General features: G+C 70.0%; 13 protein-coding genes and 2 pseudogenes. 11 read left to right on the forward strand and 4 right to left on the reverse strand.

What is annotated here, in order from left to right; all coding sequences use genetic code 11:
- Positions 1 to 15 precede the first annotated feature (15 nt).
- The 3 genes and pseudogenes from P2Q00_RS28610 to P2Q00_RS28620 form a co-directional block, all read right to left on the reverse strand.
- Positions 16 to 417, reverse strand: a pseudogene (locus P2Q00_RS28610) (SAM-dependent methyltransferase); the annotation flags it as partial.
- Between the two features lie 232 nt (positions 418 to 649).
- Positions 650 to 907, reverse strand: a pseudogene (locus P2Q00_RS51165) (Chromate resistance protein ChrB); the annotation flags it as partial.
- Between the two features lie 56 nt (positions 908 to 963).
- Positions 964 to 1,752 (reverse strand): phosphatase PAP2 family protein, encoded by a 789-nt coding sequence (locus P2Q00_RS28620; RefSeq protein ID WP_275775855.1) that lies wholly within the window; start codon positions 1,750 to 1,752, stop codon positions 964 to 966.
- A 181-nt stretch (positions 1,753 to 1,933) separates the two neighbouring features.
- On the opposite strand from P2Q00_RS28620, the gene P2Q00_RS28625 reads away from it, so the two are divergent.
- The 4 genes from P2Q00_RS28625 (at position 1,934) to P2Q00_RS28640 (ending at position 5,252) form a co-directional block, all read left to right on the forward strand.
- Positions 1,934 to 2,584: a DedA family protein gene (locus P2Q00_RS28625; protein WP_275775857.1), complete on the forward strand. Its 651-nt coding sequence runs from the start codon at positions 1,934 to 1,936 to the stop codon at positions 2,582 to 2,584.
- Positions 2,585 to 2,693: 109 nt separating this feature from the next.
- On the forward strand, positions 2,694 to 2,897 hold the full coding sequence (locus tag P2Q00_RS28630) for a hypothetical protein (protein WP_275775859.1): 204 nt from the start codon (positions 2,694 to 2,696) through the stop codon (positions 2,895 to 2,897).
- Positions 2,898 to 3,108: 211 nt separating this feature from the next.
- A complete protein-coding gene (locus tag P2Q00_RS28635; protein ID WP_338059354.1) occupies positions 3,109 to 4,443 on the forward strand; it encodes an MGDG synthase family glycosyltransferase in 1,335 nt (444 codons plus the stop codon).
- Positions 4,443 to 5,252 (forward strand): polysaccharide deacetylase family protein, encoded by an 810-nt coding sequence (locus P2Q00_RS28640; protein WP_275775861.1) that lies wholly within the window; start codon positions 4,443 to 4,445, stop codon positions 5,250 to 5,252. Before P2Q00_RS28635 ends, P2Q00_RS28640 begins: the two co-directional genes overlap by 1 nt.
- Here P2Q00_RS28640 and P2Q00_RS28645 read toward each other — a convergent pair.
- Positions 5,209 to 5,880, reverse strand: coding sequence for a hypothetical protein (locus P2Q00_RS28645; RefSeq protein ID WP_275775863.1), 672 nt, complete (start codon positions 5,878 to 5,880; stop codon positions 5,209 to 5,211). The two genes, P2Q00_RS28640 and P2Q00_RS28645, sit on opposite strands and share 44 nt — an antisense overlap.
- Before the next feature lie 754 nt (positions 5,881 to 6,634).
- On the opposite strand from P2Q00_RS28645, the gene P2Q00_RS28650 reads away from it, so the two are divergent.
- The 7 genes from P2Q00_RS28650 (at position 6,635) to P2Q00_RS28680 (ending at position 16,140) form a co-directional block, all read left to right on the forward strand.
- On the forward strand, positions 6,635 to 7,135 hold the full coding sequence (locus tag P2Q00_RS28650; protein WP_275775865.1) for a phage tail tube protein: 501 nt from the start codon (positions 6,635 to 6,637) through the stop codon (positions 7,133 to 7,135).
- Positions 7,136 to 7,271: 136 nt separating this feature from the next.
- Positions 7,272 to 7,859, forward strand: a complete 588-nt coding sequence (locus tag P2Q00_RS28655) for a hypothetical protein (RefSeq protein WP_275775867.1) — start codon at positions 7,272 to 7,274, stop codon at positions 7,857 to 7,859.
- 26 nt (positions 7,860 to 7,885) lie between these two features.
- Entirely contained in the window at positions 7,886 to 8,206 is a 321-nt protein-coding gene (locus P2Q00_RS28660; protein WP_275775869.1) for a hypothetical protein, read from the forward strand.
- A 37-nt stretch (positions 8,207 to 8,243) separates the two neighbouring features.
- The gene (locus tag P2Q00_RS28665) at positions 8,244 to 13,211 is read left to right on the forward strand and encodes a phage tail tape measure protein (RefSeq protein WP_275775871.1); all 4,968 of its coding nucleotides are present in this window, start codon (positions 8,244 to 8,246) and stop codon (positions 13,209 to 13,211) included.
- Complete coding sequence (locus P2Q00_RS28670; RefSeq protein WP_275775873.1) at positions 13,208 to 14,098, forward strand: phage tail family protein; 891 nt, start codon at positions 13,208 to 13,210, stop codon at positions 14,096 to 14,098. The genes P2Q00_RS28665 and P2Q00_RS28670 overlap by 4 nt, the downstream gene beginning before the upstream one ends.
- A 21-nt stretch (positions 14,099 to 14,119) precedes the next feature.
- Positions 14,120 to 15,052 (forward strand): hypothetical protein, encoded by a 933-nt coding sequence (locus P2Q00_RS28675; RefSeq protein WP_275775875.1) that lies wholly within the window; start codon positions 14,120 to 14,122, stop codon positions 15,050 to 15,052.
- Positions 15,049 to 16,140 (forward strand): hypothetical protein, encoded by a 1,092-nt coding sequence (locus P2Q00_RS28680; protein WP_275775877.1) that lies wholly within the window; start codon positions 15,049 to 15,051, stop codon positions 16,138 to 16,140. The genes P2Q00_RS28675 and P2Q00_RS28680 overlap by 4 nt, the downstream gene beginning before the upstream one ends.
- Positions 16,141 to 16,142: the final 2 nt, after the last annotated feature.

Raw genomic sequence — 16,142 nt, forward strand, 5'->3', positions numbered from 1 at the left:
AGGCGCCGCACACGTTCACGCCTCCGGATACCGGCGGGGCGTCCAGGCGATCTCCTCGCCGTCTCCCCGTCGTACGGCCTGCGTCCGCGACGAGCCGACCAGCAGGATCGTGCGCATGTCCACCTCTGCCGGATCGAGGTCCATCAGACGCACGATCCGCACCCGCTCACCGGAGCCGCCGACATCGCGCGCCACCACGACCGGAGTGTCCGGCGCCCGGTGCTCCAGCAGCAGTTCACGGGCCTTGCCGACCTGCCAAGTACGGCTGCGCGAGCCGGGGTTGTACAGCGCGAGCACCAGATCCGCCGCGGCCGCCGCGCGCAGCCGCCCGGCGATGACCTCCCCCGGCTTGAGCCGGTCGGACAGGGAGACGGCGGCGTAGTCGTGCCCGAGCGGAGCGCCCGCGCGGGCCGCGCTCGTTGGGATGGGCCACCAGCGCCAACTGGTGTTCGTCATGGGGTAGTTGGGCAGCGAGCAGGGAGGGCAGTCCGGGGTGTTGCCGGATGAGGGACTCGGGCCCCCAGGTGGAGACCAGAACCAGCAGCTTGCGGGCCCCGGTGCCCAACGCGGCCCGGTAGCGGTCGCGTAGCGGCTTCGAGGCGAGGACGCCTTCCAGAGTGAGATCGCCGATCAACTTCGCCTGCCGGGCGGTGGTGAACAACGCCTGGAAGCGGGCGGCTTCGGCGTCACTGCGGCCGATGACCTCAAGGACGACCGCTTCGCCCGCGGCCCGCTCGGTCAACCGCAGCGCGCGCTCCACCCCCTCGGCGAATACCGGGACGTCGGGCACAGCCCAGACGCCCTGGCCACGGGACAGGGCACCGACCCGGCTCAGCTCACGCCACACCGCCACACGGTGCCGGGACGGGCCCGCAGGCAGCCTGACCAGCAGCAGCACCCACCGCACACGCTCTCCCTCGCTTGTCGCGCTGGAAAGTGCATCCGGCGTTACATGCAGAGGCGTTACGGCGTGAGTGGCTGACTCATCTGACTCTCAGCCGCACCCCTGGGGAGCGACTCTTGTGCGTCCTGCGTCGCGGCGGCGGGAACCTCGTCGTCCGCCCCTCGGCCCGCGGCGACCGGCGGCCCGAGGGGGCCGAAACGGTCCAGGAAGGGAACCAGGTGCAGCCGCGGCAGTAGCCAGGCGTGCCAGACACCGGTCAGGCAGACGATCGCGGAGGCGCTGACCAGCACCGAGCCCAGGACGTCGATGGGATAGTGCGCGCCGATGTACAGCCGGGAGAACGCGATGAGCGCGACCGCGGCGGCGCCGCCGAGAGCCGTCGGCCACTGCCAGCGGGTGCCGCGGGCCAGGAAGTACGCGGCGATCGCGGCGGAGACGGTGAAGGCGACGTGCCCGCTAGGGAAGCTGTTGGAGCCGGTCTCCGGGTCCAGGGAGTAGACCGCCGGGGGCCGGTTGCGCGCGATGATCAGCTTGGCGATCTCGGAGCTGTTCCAGCCGACCGCGACCACCAGGAAGGTGGAGAGCGCGTCGACCGGGTGGTGACGGCGCAGGAGCAGCCAGCCGCACCACAGCGACAGGATGACCAGCCCGCCGACCGGGGAGACGATATTGCTGACCCCCAGCATGACCGTGTTCAGCCATCCGATGCGGGTGTCGTTCTGCAGGGCGCGGTCGAGACGCAGCTCGTCGGGCTGCAGCAGACTCGTGTGTGCGGCGACCAGCCCGAGGGTGATCGCCAGCGCGAACACGATGAGCGGGTTGCGCAGCCAGTGGCGCACCTGGGGCATGGAGTGGTCCTTATGTGAGACGCGGCGGGGCTCTGGCGGCCGCCGCCCCGCACGTCGACGGGGATACGGGGCCAGTTCATGACGCACGAGTGAACTCCTGGCGTCCACCCGGCCAATCTACTACATGTTGTAGAGTGGGCGTCCGGGGTGCACCTCACGTTCCGCGAAGGGGAGTGGAGGCATGCACGCGATCACCGACTGGCTGGCCGGACTGTCCGGCCCGGTGGTGTACGCCGTCGTGGCAGCCCTGGTCTTCTGCGAGGACGCCCTCTTCTTCGGCTTTGTCCTTCCTGGGGAGACCGCCGTGGTGCTGGGCGGGGTCCTGGCCAGTCAGCACCACGTCTCCGTGTACTGGCTCGCCCTGGCCGTGGTGCTCGCGGCGATCGCCGGGGACTCGGTGGGTTACGAGGTCGGCCACCACTTCGGGCCCCGGATCCTGGCTACCCGCCCGCTGCGCCGGCACCAGGACCGGATCGCCGACGCCCAGGCACTGATCCGCCGCCGGGGGCCCGCGGCGGTCTTCCTCGGCCGCTTCATCGCCTTCTTCCGCGCGATGATGCCCGCCCTGGCGGGCGCCTCGCACATGCGCTACCGCACGTTCCTGCTTTTCAACGCCCTGGGCGGCCTGGTCTGGGGTGTCGGCTTCAGCCTGCTCGGCTACTTCGCCGGTTCCGCCTACACGCGGGTCGAGCACACCGTCGGCCGGGCCCTCGCGCTCGTACTGGCCGCCGTCGTGGTCGCCGTCCTGGTGGCCTGGCATCTGCGCCGGCGCACCTACCGAGGATCTGGCGACTCCGACCATTCGGCGGGTGGCGTGCACGACGGCTCTTGAGGCCCGGTCCAGTTGAATGCCGCCCTCGGCGATGCCCTCGCGCCTCGCGTTTCTACGCCATGCAGTAGGTTGCGCCGCCCCCCTCCTCCCGTCGGCCGGAGTCCAAGTGATGCCCTCGTCGAGTCCGCACTTCCTCGCCTCGGGCATGACACTCGCGGTCCAGGCCGTCGCGGTGCTGACCCTCACCGCCGCACTGCTGGTCGGTGCGACACTCGGCGTGCGCGAAGTGCGCAGGCAGGCCGGGATCGCGGGATACGTGTTCGCGCTGGCGCTGTCCCTTCTCGCGCTGGTCACCGCATACGCGGCCAGGTGACGGACACCCTGCCCACCCCCCTGGGGCGCCGGAATTCCGGGAAGGCCATTCCCTAACTTCTACGTGATGTAGTAGTTTCTGCCTCGGCCCCGGGGCCCTACCTGGTCACCGCAGATCACCGCGGGACGGAGGCACCCCACGCACTCGGCGTGCAGATCGCGGGCGGCCCTGGAGCATCACCCGTGTTACTCATCCCAGGAGTTGATCGGCTGTGTCCTACCGCGACAACCCGGCGGACAAGCACGCCTCTGCGCCGCCCGCCGCGACGGGGTACAGCCCTACACACCCGCGCATCGTCATCGTCTCGGCGAGCGTGGGCGCCGGGCACGACGGCGCCGCCACAGAGCTCGCCCGCCGCCTCACGGCGCTCGGATTCGCAGTGGACCGGCACGACTTCCTCGACTTCCTCCCCGCCGGCCTGGGCAGACTGCTCTCCGGCAGCTACCACCGCCTGCTGACCCTGGCCCCTGCCGGCTATCAGCGGATCTACGCCGCCACCGAACACGCCGCACGCCCCGGCCCTGCCGTGCGTGCCATGTTCCGCAGCGCGGAGCGCCGGATCCTGCGGGTGATCACCCCCGACACCCGGGCGGTCGTCTCGACCTATCCCGGCGCCAGCCAGGTCATCGGCGCCCTGCGGCTGCGCGGCAGGCTGCCCGTCCCGACGTTCACCTACCTCACCGACTTCTCCGTCCACGCCCTGTGGGTTGCCCCCGGTATCGACGCCCATCTCGCCGCCCACGCCATCCCCGCCAGCCAGGCAATTGCCCAGGACGCAGCCGGAGTTGCCGTCACCGGCCCCGTCACCGATCCCCGCTTCGCCCCCGCCACCCCGGCCGGGCGGCACGCCGCCCGCAGGCGGTTCGCCCTGCCGGCCGATGCGCCCCTCGCGCTGCTGGTCGCCGGGTCGTGGGGCGTCGGCCCGGTCCGGCAGGCCGCCGCCGAGATCCGCGACAGCGGCGTGGCGATGCCTGTCGTGGTCTGCGGACGCAACCAAGCCCTCGCCGACCAACTGCGCGCCGACGGCATCGAGCACGTCCACGGCTGGACCGAGGACATGCCCGGCCTCATGCACGCCTGCGACATCCTCGTCCAGAACGCCGGCGGACTCACCTCGCTCGAAGCCCTCGCCTGCGGGCTCCCCGTCGCCAGCTACCGCTGCATCCCCGGCCACGGCCAGACCAACGCCGCCGCCCTCGAAGAAGCCGGCCTGGCCGTATGGATCCGCGAGGCTGGGCAGCTGGGCCCGACGCTCGCCGAACTCCTCGACGGCCCACGCGGCCAAGCACAGCGAGCGGCGGGCCTCGCCCTGCACCAATGCCGGCCAGGCCCCGCCGAGACCATCGCCGCCGCAGCCGTCCACCGGCCACCGGCCTCCGCAGCCCGCGCGCGGGTGCGCCGCCCGGCCCGGCGCCGTATCGCCGTCATGACCGCGGCCATGGCGATGACCGTCTCCCTGGGCATCGGCGCACCGGTCGCCTACGCCTACAGCGGGGCCGGCGCCCACCTCAGCGCCGTCGCCCGATACTTCGACAGGGACGACTGATGACCCCGGGCCGCTTGACACGCACCACCCTCACAGCAGGCGCGGCGCTGCTGCCGACGCTCGCGGCCCTCCACGGCGCACCCGTCATCTCCACCTTCGGGCCGCTGCGCAACCGGACCATGCCCCGCCTCGCCGGACAGGGCCGACCCGACCACATCGCGCTGACCTTCGACGACGGCCCCGACCCCCTGTCGACCCCGCACTTCCTGCGTGCCCTGGAGGCCCGCGGAATCCGCGCCACGTTCTTCCTGCTCGGCTCCATGCTGGTCCGCACCCCCGGTCTGGCCCAGGAAATGGCCGCTGCCGGGCACGAGATCGGCATCCACGGCTGGCACCACCGCGCGCTCCTGCTACGCGGCCCCCGCGCCACCCACGACGACCTCGCCCGAGCCCGCGATCTCGTGGCCCAGGTCACCGGCGAGCTGCCCAGGCTCTTCAGGCCGCCGTACGGGGTGATGACCACCAGCACCCACCTCGCCTGCCGACGACTCGGCCTGACCCCCGTCCTGTGGACCGCCTGGGGCGAAGACTGGCGCAGCCGGGCCACCCCACGCTCGGTCCACGACACCGTCACCCGCGACCTCCGCGGCGGCGGCACCATCCTGCTCCACGACTCCGACTGCACCTCCGCGCCCGGCTCCTGGTGCACCACCCTCGCCGCCCTGCCCCGCATCCTCGACACCTGCGCCGCCCACGACTGGCACACCGGCCCGCTCCGCGACCACGGAACGCCCAGGGCGAGCCGGGACGACCCGGACGTCGTGGTCAGAAACCGACACGCTGGTCCCGCTGGTAGGCCCGCAGCGTGACGGAAGCACCCGTCCACGGCTGCCGAACGGGCCGGAGCCGGCGCCAGTCGTACGGCGGATGCCCGAGCCTGGGACGCGAACGGTCGTAACCGTTGCTGACCACCCAGCACCCGACACAGACAACGATCAGGACCCGCGCCACGAGATCGGCGGGACCGGACCCCGGCGCCATCAGACCACCGACCCCGGCCGTCCACAGCCAGTAACCCAGCAGTGGATAGACGATCAACTGATGCCAGATCTTCGTCGGGGCGACGGCCTGCTCCCGGGTGAAGAACCCCGCCCGCAGCTCCCCACACCACTGCACCAGACCGAACCCGAACCACACTACGAGCGATGCCAGCCCGAACCACGGCCCCGCCAGCCCGCCCGGCGCCCTCCCGTGCATCCGTGCGACCCCGAGAGCCACCGCCGCGGCCAGCAAAGGATCACCGAGCAGAACCGCCACGAAACCGCTGCGCACCCCCATCAGCCGCCGCTCCAGCACCAAAGCCAACAACCACAGTGCCCCCGGAGTGACGGCAAAGGTCGTGGCGGCCGCGACCCAGGGGCCGTGCTCCAGCGGCACACCGAGCCAGGGAAGATAGAACCCGCTCACAACAAGTACCAACCGCGGCAGGTCGACCATGATTCCGTCGGCACCCGCCACAAGGCCTCTGGGGCCGTCTCAGTGCGCTGCTGAAGTGGGGCGGGTGGGACTCGAACCCACGGCCGACGGTTTATGAGTCCCAACTCGACATCCTGCTCGCCCACGAGCGTGTCCGCCTGCCCGCGCACCACTACGCCTTCGTCGCCCTGGCTCGGCGCCGCCGCCAACCCCCTGCTGCGCCCGCCTGCCACCGCCGTCACCTACACCATCGAACGCTGGGCCGACGAGAACGCCGTTACCCCCACCGGCGACCGCACCCGCGCCGTCGGCAAAGCGGCCCTCGCCGCCCATCACACCCCCGGGCGCCGCCTTCAGCAGCCTTCGGCCACCGCAGCCCGCTCGCCGCCACCGTCGCGGTCCTTACCGCTGCGACCTGCGCCACCGCCGAAGCCGCACACGACCTCCACCTCCTGCTGGAGACCGTCGGAGCGTGGTAGCCGTTCTGACCGGCTGCCCGTAGCCCGCCTCCTGGAATCGGAAATCCGTCCGCCCAGGCAGAGCAGAGGTGGCCATCATCCAGCGCCTTGAAATCTCGTTGACGGCAGTATCGTGATCTACGTGCTGTAGTTCGGGCCCGCCGCTGCGAGTGCCGGTACAAGCGCCCTTACCGCGGAGGCCCCGCGCGGACGCCCACCCGATCCCAGGGATGGGCCGGTTCCCCGACACGTCGTCGAGGGACGGGGCCACCCCAACTCGCACGTCTGGCTGCCGTCCCGGAATCGGACAGCAGACCTTGCAGGTAAAGAAGTATTCGCGGCGCGGCGTCACCCGCGTCCTGTGGCTGAAGACAGTCGCCGACCCGGGCCACGTACCGACCCGTCCAGAGCTGACCGCCGGCACCGACCTCACCAATGCGATCGCGGCGATCGACGGCTGGTCGCTGTCGAACCAGGCGATCGAGACACCGGACCTGGGCAGCACCTTCGAGTCGAAGATCCCCGGTACCGATCAGGCGGACGACTCGTCCCTCGGCTTCTACGAGGACAAGGTGTCGGACGAGATCGAGCAACTGCTGAAGAAGGACGACACCGGCTGGGTCGTCTTCCTCCGCAAGGGAGACGTGCCCACCTCCCGGTCGATGGACATCTTCCCCGTCCGGATCGGCTCACGCTCACCGAACTACTCGACGGACAACGAGGCCGCGAAGTTCACCGTGAACTTCTCGATCACGGAGAAGCCGACTCAGGACGCCGAGATCCCGGCCGCTGGCGCCCAGCCGAAGATCGAGAAGTAGCCCGGCCGCCCACATGAACTGCCCGGCCGGGCCTGCACGTTGCAGCGCCAACCCCCTCCGTTCCGGCGCTCCGCCGCACAGTCCGGCCGGGCTCCCCACCTGTTCCCCCTCATCGCGCTTCTGTGTGGAGTCCTGCATGTCCAGCACCACCCGTCCCACCCCTGCACCGCCCGCGAACGCTGTTGCCCGTGACGCTCATTGGGCCCGCAAGCTGGCTCGTCTCCGTGCCCGGCAGCTTCCGGAGCACACCCTGCAGATTTGCGACGACCTGGCCGCAAAAAAGCGCCTCGAGCAGGCGAAGCTGGAGGTAGCTCGCTGCCGCATGGCCGACGCGGAGGCCGAGCGCACGACCAGCGCGGAGACGGAGCGGGCGGAGCACGACCTCACGGTGACTCAGGAGGCGTTCGACGAGGTCTCCCTGGCGCTGACGTTCAAGGCTCTGCCCCGGCCCGTGCTGGACGGGCTGATCAAGCGGTTCCCGCCGACGGAGGCGCAGGCCGAGGACGGGGACGCCTGGAACCCGGAGACGTTCCCCGCGGCGCTGATCGCGGCCGCGCACATCGAACGTGACGACGTCGGCAAGGCTGTCGAGGGAATGACCGAGGACGACGCCCAGGACCTCCTGGACTCATGGCCGGTGGCCGAGTCCAATGCGCTGTTCGCCGCCGCGTGGCAGGCGCAGCAGATCGTCCGTACCAGCACCGTGGAGCTGGGAAAAGACTGATCGCGGACGCACAGCTCCGGACGGAGTTGGAGCTGTGCGACCGCTACCGGATTCCGCACAGCTTCTTCCTCGGCGCGGGTGACGGCCGCTGGTCGGAGACGGACCGGGCGAAGGCGCTCGCGTACGAGGCGTACCGGGCCAGCGTGTGCGCGAACTGCGGGACCAGGGCGGCGGAGTGGGACGAGGCCCAGGGTGGTGACCGGTATGCGTACGTCACCACCACGGTGCGGTGCGTCGGCTGTGAGCTGATCACCGCCGAGCAGGAGCAGGTCCCTGATGGGGCCGATGGGTATGGCGTGCGGATCGGCCTCGTTCCGCGCGTCCAGTGGGAGCAGCGCCAGGGGTAGAGCGGGAAAGGGGCGCGGGGAGTAAGGGCACCGGCAGGTGTCGAACTACACGCTCAGCGTGCAGATGCGCGCCGACGCGTCCCGGCTCCTGTCCGAGGTCCGGCAGGCATCGCGCGCTGTCCGCGCACTGGGGCGGGACGTCACTGCGCTGAACCGGCAGCTCGGCCAGACCGGCTCCGGTGCCCGCGGCGCCGCATCCGGCCTGCGCACCCTGGGCCGGCACGCCGACGGCGCCCGCGCTGGTCTGCGCCGCGTCGGCTCGGACGGGCACGCCTCGATGCGGCAGCTGCGGCACGGGCTGCTCGGCGCCCGTCAGGAAGCGCATCACCTGCGCAATCTCGTCGTCGGTGGCGGCATCGTCGCCGGGCTCGCGGAGATCGCGAAGGAGGGCAACGAGTACCAGCGCGCCATCAACAAGTGGGGCGCGGTCACCGGTGCGTCCGGCCAGGAGATGGTGCAGGCCGCGGCGAAGGCCCGCGAGCTCGGCGCTGACCTGAACATCCCTGGCACGTCTGCTGCGAAAGCTGCGGACGCGATGCTGGAGCTGGCGAAGGCGGGCCAGACCTCCACGTCGTCGATCGCGAACGCTCGTGCGGCGATGCAGCTCGCCACAGCGGACAACCTGTCGGCTGCGGAGGCGAGCCGGTACCTCGGCGACGTGATGGACCAGTTCGGTCTGTCGTCGAACAACGCAGGTCGGGCTGCGGACGTCCTTGCCGCGTCCGCGAACGCGGCGTCCGGTGGGTTGCAGGACATCTACTACGCGATGTCCTACACGGGCCCAGTCGCGGCCCAGTTGGGCATCTCGATCGAGGACACCTCGGCCGCGGTGGCGATGCTGGCCCGTTCCGGCATCCTCGGCTCGAAGGCAGGAACGTCGCTGCGCGGCATGCTGACGAACCTGGCCAAGCCGACCGCGAACATGCGCAAGGGCCTGGCCGAGCTCGGCATCGAGGCCTGGGACACGCAGGGCAACTTCAAGGGCCTCCGCACGGTCATCGAGGGCTTCGAGCAGGCCCAGCACCGGATGCCGCAGAAGGACTTCCTGGGGGCGCTCGCCAACGTCGTCGGCAAGCCCGCCCTCGCCGGGGCGTCAGCCCTCGCGCATCAGGGTGTCGAGGCGTACGACCAAATGCACACGGCAATCGCCCGCACCGGAGCAGCGGAAGAGATCGCCGCCTCCCAGACCAAGGGGCTGTCGGGCGCGGTCACCCAGCTCAAGACGCAGTGGAAGAACACCGGCCAGGTTCTCTACACGGCCGCCGCTCCCGCGCTGGAGAAGGTAACGCGGCTGGCCACGTCCGGCCTGCAGGCCGCGACACCGCCGCTCGCGAAGGCGATGGACTACGCCCGCGACCTGTACACGCTGGCCAGGCCCGGGCTTTCGTCGGCGGCAGCATCCGGTGTCGACGAGCTCACCGACGCGTTCAGCGGGATGGGGAAGCCGCTGAAGGAGCTGACGTTCGACGCCGCCGCGGCGGGTTTGAACGTCCTGGTCAACGGCGGCCGCGCGCTGATCGAGATCCTGCGGAACGTCGGCTCCGCCGTCTCCCCCGTCGCCGAGGCGATCGGGGACCTGGGAGACGAGTCGGACGCCGGGGCGACGGGGCTCGACATGATCGTCACGGCCTTGAATCTGGTCTCTTCTGCGGCCGGCGCGGTCTCCGGGGTGCTCGTGCCGATCGGGCACACGGTCGCCTGGCTCGTTCAGGGGTTTGCTGCGCTGCCCGGGCCCGTTCAGACGGCGATCATGGCGATGCTGCTGGCCCGTCGTGTCACGCCGATGTTCATGAACCTGGGCCGCACCGTGTCTGGCCCGGTGACGGGGGCCTTCCGGTCCTTCGGTGACCAGATGCGGGTCCAGCAGCAACTCGCTGCCGCATCCGGGCAGTCCATCGGCCGCGTGGGGCAGGCCTTGGCCGTCCTGCAGACGCGGATCCCCGTTGTCGGGCAGATGACGGCCGCGTTCCGCAGCGCCTCCGGGCCGGTCTCCGGTCTGACGCGGGCCATCGGTACCGGGCTCGGTGGCGCTGCCCGCGGGCTGATGGGCGCGCTCGGCGGGCCGTGGGGCGTTGCCATCGCGGCCGCCGGTGTGGGGCTGTCGATGCTCGCCTCCCACCAGCAGAAGGCAGCCCAGGCTGCGGCCGAGCACCAGTCGAGGATCAACACTCTCACCCAGGCGCTGCGCGACTCCAACGGGGCGGTCAACGACAGCGTCCGCGCCGCGGCCGCGCAGTCGATCATGGACACGAAGGTCTTCGACGGGAAGAACCGGCTCGTCGACGTCATGTCGAAGGCCGGCGTCTCCGTCAGGGATCTCACGGAGGCCTACCTCGGGCAGGACGGCGGTCTCAACGCACTCCAGAAGCGCCTGAACGAGACGGCCGAGGCCAACGTCGAATGGCTCGCCACTCAAGGTGGCGCGGCGAAGGCGTACAACGACCAGGGCCTGGCCGCAGCGCGGGCTGCGGATGCACTCGGCTCGGTCAAGGGCGAAATGTCGCAGGCCGTCAAGGACGCCAAGGACCTCGCCGACGCCACCGGCTCCGGGGGGCGCTCCGCAGCAGACGCCGTTGGCCCGTTCGGGAAGTTCTCCGACGCGATGCGCCGCCTGTCCGACAACACGGCGGACGCCGACTCCCGGGCGCGCGCACTGCACGACGCGCTGAACATCCTCGCGGGCGGCTCCGTGAACCTCTCCGCGGCCGAGGCCCGCCTCAACCGGTCCGTGTCTGACGCCGCCGAGTCTTTGAAGGGTGGCGTCGATCAGGCGCAGGGATACGGCAAGTCCCTGCTGAACATGGATGGTTCGCTGTCCACGGTCACCCGCAACGGGCAGAAGCTGTACGACCTCCTGCAGGGCTTGTCGACGAACTCGGCGGATGCCGCGCTCGCCGCGTATCAGTACGCGGAGGCCAACGGGAAGTCCGTGCCGGAGGCCTTGAAAGCCGCCCAGGCGCAGATGGCGACCGCCCGCGAGTCGGCGATCGCCACCGCCCAGGGGTTCGGGCTGTCAGCGGAACAGGCGGGGAAGCTCGCCGACGCTGCCGGGCTGGTGCCGGAGCAGGTGTCGATCCTGCTGCAGACGGCCGGCATGGACGAGGTGATGGCCGAACTCATTGCCGTCCAGCAGGCGTTGAAGGCAACCCCGGACAACAAGACCGTCACCATCGCCACCCTGTCCAACGAGGCCCGCGAGGACCTGGAGAAGCTCGGCTTCAAGATCAAGGATCTCAAGGACCGGCGCGTGCAGGTCACCGCACCGACCGACATGGCCCGCACGGACCTGGATGCACTGATCGCGAAGATCGCTCAGACCCCGGGCAGCAAGCACCTCAAGGTCACCTCCGCCATGCAGGAGACGATCAACAGCCTGGAGGTGGTCAAGCAGAAGATCGCCGGAGTGCCCGCGGGCAAGACCGTGACCGTACGAGCGCCCACCAGCGACGCGCGCGCCCAGCTCGAAGCATTGGGCATCAAGGTCACCGACGTCCCCGGCAGCAAGAACGTGAGCATCACCGTGCCGACCGGCGGGCCGATGTCGGCCATCGGCAGCATCCAGGGCGCGATCAACAACATCTCCGGCCGGATCATCGGCGTCGGCGTCTCCCTCAGCGCCACCAGTTGGGACCGGGATGGGAACGGTGTCCCGGACGCCATCCAGGCCCGCGCCACGGGTGCCGTGGTCGACTACTACGCCGACGGCGGCGTACGCAACGAGCAGCACATCGCGCAGATCGCCCCGGCCGGAAGCTGGCGGATCTGGGGAGAGCCGGAGACCGGCGGCGAGAGCTACATACCGCTCGCTCCCAGCAAGCGGACGCGCTCCCGACAGATCGCTGACGAGACCGTACGGCGTCTCGGTGGCGGCCCCGTCACCTGGTACGCCGATGGCGGCCTGTCGAACTGGTCGTACCAGCCCCTCGGGGGCTCGGGCTTCTCTGTCTCGGACCTGGTCTCGAAGTCGCAGCGCAAGGGCAAGGGCGGCAAGGAGCAGTTCGACCTCGGCGTGTTCGAGCGGAACCTCCGCAAGTCCGTCCGTACCGCCTCGGCTTGGCGCAACGACCTGGCGACCGTGTCCCGTCGCGCGGGAACGGATGTGGCCAAGGCCCTGGAGGAGATGGGCGAAGAGGGCGTCGCTCTCACCCGGAAGATGGCTCGCGGCTCCAACAAGTACGTGAAGTCGATGGCCGCCCAGCTCACCAAGCTCGCCGGCACCGCCAAGGCAACGTTGGGCGACTACACCGGGCAGCTCCAGAACGCGGTCAAGGATTCCACCGCCTTCCAGAACGACCTCGCCAAGCTGGCCTCCAGCGGCTACGGCGCGCTCGCCGGGCGGCTGGCGGAGCAGGGCGACGAGAACGCCGAGGCCCTCGCCGCCCAGGCCGTGCGCGACAAGAAGAAGGCGAAGCAGGCCAACAGCGCGGCCCAAAGCGCGGGCAAGACCCTCGACTCAGATCAGCTCGGCGACTTCGTGAAGCTCGTCGGCGCTCTGGCGAAGGGCCGCGGCATCCATGCCGTTGCCGAGTCGACGGGGATCGACGAAGACCGGCTCATCGAGATCGCTAACCGCTCCAACGGTCAGATAAGGAAAACGGGCAAGGCGGACCGGTTCCTCGCCGACCTGGTGAAGGCCAACGCTGGGAAGGCGTACGCGAATGGCGGCCTGTGGGAGCCCGGCGTCTATCCGCCGTCGGGGAATGGGCTGATCAAGTTCGCCGAACGCTCGACGGGCGGGGAGGCGTATCTGCCTCTCGGGACTGCCAAACGTGGCCGGGCGACGGCCGTGCTGGGGCAGGTCGCTGACCGGTTCGGCTACGGACTCGCGCCGAAGAAGCTGATCGACGCGGCAGGCGGGAGAGCTCGGGTCGTAGTCATCCACCAGGCGCCGGCCATCGGCAGCCAGACCATCCACGTCGCGCAGACCGGCGCGACCGCGCGCGACATCGCATCCACGGTCGCCTACCAGGTGCGGCGGGCGAAGCGCGGAGGCGTCTTGCGATGAGTACCGCTGAACTGAAGGATTTCCAGCTGGACTTCGGTGGCATCGTCCTCGGACACGACACCGTCATCCCGATCGCGGAGATCGAGGGCCTCGGCCGTCCGGGTACGCGCGGCGAGCTGGTCGAGCAGCCCGGTGCGGACGGCGCATGGGGGGCACCGGACTGGTACGAGGCCCGCACCTTGCGCATCGATTGCGCGATCAAGACCCCTGGGGATCCGGCCGCTGCCCGGCAGGTCCTCGCCGACCTGGAGTCGGTCGCCGACGACAGGAAGATCCGCACGGTCGGTGGGGCGGTGATGCCGCTGCGCATCAAGTGGCCCGGCTCTGCGGTGCGGGTCCTGTACGGGCGGCTGAGCAAGCTCGAACCGTCATGGGAGAAGGCCGCCTTCGGTTGGGTGCCTCTCGATGTTGAGTTCGTGGCCCCGGATCCTCGTTACTACGCCGACTTCGAGCAGGGAGCGCGTCTGCGGCTCGGGTGGCTGTCCGGCGGTGGGTTCACTGCGCCTGTGCAGGCGCCGATCCGGGTCACCAGCGGTAGCCCGAACGGGCAGAGCCGCCCAGGTTGGGTGACCAACGGCGGTGCCATCGACGCGCATCCGGTGATCACTGTGCACGGGCCGTGTGCGAACCCCGTCATCACGCACGTCGGCACCGGCCGCTGTGTTGATCTGCCGGTCACGCTCGCTGCCGGCCAGTGGGTTCGCGTCGATACCCGGCCCGGCCGGATCCGCGTGACCCGTGAGAACGGTGGTACTGCGCCGACCACATCTCGCCTGGACACGTTCGTGCTCCCGCCGGGGCGCAGCGAGATCCGCTGGACCGCTTCCGATCCCACCGCCACCGCGCGCCTCACCGTGGCGTGGCGCGACGCCTACATAGCCCTCTGAACCGAAGGAATCCGTACACCGATGACGCTCGCGCAAGCCCCCCTGCTCGTCGACGGAGCCACCCACTCCGCGCAGACGTTCCGCATGATGATCAAGGACTTGAGCCGGGGTGGTGAAGGCATCACCGAGGCCGCCGATCTGAAGGTGACGCCGCTTCCCGTGCCCGGTGCGGGCGTGCAGGTCGCGGACGGGTCGGCGGTGATCCGCGGCAAGGCGAACATGTGGCAGGGCTCGTACACCGCGTACAACATCGGTGTCGCGCCGGTGCCGGTCGCACCGACTGGTGCAACGCCGCGCTCGGATTTGATCGTGCTGCGGATCACGGACCCGGAGTTCGAAGGTGGTCTCGATCCGGCGAAGGACCAGATCAACGTCTTCGACGTCATCCCCAATGTCGCTGGCACGGCCACCGCCGTTCCTGAGGGCGTCACGGGGATCGCGATCGCGCGCCTCGACATCCCGGCGAACACTGGCACCATCACGGCGGCGATGATCCGCGACCTTCGCAAGGTTGCCAATCCCCGCCGCGAACGCACCCTCTACACCGCGTATCCGAGCAAGCTGACCAAGGCATACAAGGACGATGACAAGTGGCATAACTGGCCGCCCGAGGCACGCTGGACGATCCCGGTCCCGGACTGGGCCACCAAGCTGATCCTCACCGTGACGATTGCCGGGCTCCGTATGGACTTCGACAGCCTCTACGGATACCTCCAGCCGGTCTTCGGCACCATCGAGGGCCAGGACACCATCGTGGACGACAATCAGGGCAAAGTCGTTCGCCGGGGCACAGCTGTCGTTGCCGACACCATCATCCTGCCCGCCTCTTACCGGGGCACCAGCCAGGCTCTGTACCTCCAGACCAAGATGTCGAAGGACTGGAAGGGCGACCTCGGCGCGGACTCCGGCACCAGCATCATCGCGGACGTGGAGTTCACCGAGGGCCCGGTGTGACCTACCGCTACCTCACCCAAAATGCTCTGACCGGCGAGTGGCTCTCACCCCACCTGCCGCTCACCGACGTCGAGTTCGGACCTGAGCTCAACGGGCCTGGCCATCTGAAAGGGACGCTCTCGCCACGGTTGGCGTGGCTGCACCCCGAGCTCGCGGATCCGGGTAACACGCTCATCTACGCCGAGCGGAACGGGCATCTGCGGTGGGGCGGGCTCATCTGGCAGGCGGAGCCCGACGGTAACGCGCTCAAGGTCGAAGCAGCAGGCTGGTCCTCGTACTTGCACAGTCGGCACGACCTGGACGGCGAGCTTGGCGGGCGCGGCCCGTACGTACGCGCCGATCCGTGCAAGGTTGCCCGAGACATCGTGGCCTACGCCCAGTCCATCCCCGATGGGAACCTCGGCCTGACCGTCGACTCCACGGTGTCGAAAGCGACGGTCGGCACCCCGTCCGAGCCGTGGCACTCCCGATGGTGGGAGACCCCGGTCCTGGGCGAGCAGCTCGATGACCTAGTGAAGGGGCCGGACTCCCCCGACTACACCTGCACGACCTGGTGGGACAGCAGCCGCCGGCCGGTGCGACGCATTCAGCTCGGCTATCCGCGTCTCGGGGCCCGGCGTACGGACATTGCGTTCTCGAGCGGCATCAACATCATCGACAGCCCTCCGGTCACCTACAGCGCGGACGAATACGCGCAAGTCGTTATTGCCACCGGCACCGGCGAGGGCCGCTCCCAGCAGCGTGCCATCGAGGCCGTCCGCAACCGCAGGCTGCGCCTGGAGCGCGTCCTGGAGCTCCCCGAGGTACGCGGCCGCGACGTCCTCGCCCAGCGTGCGAAGGCGGAACGGGCATGGCGGCAGGTCCTCGGTCAGGTCGAGGAGATCACCGTCCGCGACCACCCCTCCGCGCCCATCGGCTCCTGGCAGATCGGCGATGACGTACGGGTCACCGTCCGAGACCAGTGGACGAACTGGTCCGGCTGGTGCCGCATCACGGGCTTCACCATCCGCCCCGATACCGAGGCCGGCGAGACGGCCACGCTTCAGCTCGACCCGGCGGGCGCCCACCAGTACGGCACCTCCGCATGATC

Origin of the sequence: Streptomyces coacervatus (assembly GCF_029223485.1) — a bacterium.
GTDB classification, from domain to species: Bacteria; Actinomycetota; Actinomycetes; order Streptomycetales; family Streptomycetaceae; genus Streptomyces; species Streptomyces coacervatus.

Bases quoted from the DNA above. Each gene is read 5' to 3' on its own strand.
- P2Q00_RS28675 (WP_275775875.1), top strand. From the start codon at position 14,120: ATGACGCTCGCGCAAGCCCCCCTGCTCGTCGACGGAGCCACCCACTCC.
- P2Q00_RS28625 (WP_275775857.1), top strand. From the start codon at position 1,934: ATGCACGCGATCACCGACTGGCTGGCCGGACTGTCCGGCCCGGTGGTG.
- P2Q00_RS28670 (WP_275775873.1), top strand. From the start codon at position 13,208: ATGAGTACCGCTGAACTGAAGGATTTCCAGCTGGACTTCGGTGGCATC.
- P2Q00_RS28620 (WP_275775855.1), bottom strand. From the start codon at position 1,752: ATGCCCCAGGTGCGCCACTGGCTGCGCAACCCGCTCATCGTGTTCGCG.
- P2Q00_RS28630 (WP_275775859.1), top strand. From the start codon at position 2,694: ATGCCCTCGTCGAGTCCGCACTTCCTCGCCTCGGGCATGACACTCGCG.
- P2Q00_RS28645 (WP_275775863.1), bottom strand. From the start codon at position 5,880: ATGGTCGACCTGCCGCGGTTGGTACTTGTTGTGAGCGGGTTCTATCTT.
- P2Q00_RS28640 (WP_275775861.1), top strand. From the start codon at position 4,443: ATGACCCCGGGCCGCTTGACACGCACCACCCTCACAGCAGGCGCGGCG.
- P2Q00_RS28655 (WP_275775867.1), top strand. From the start codon at position 7,272: ATGTCCAGCACCACCCGTCCCACCCCTGCACCGCCCGCGAACGCTGTT.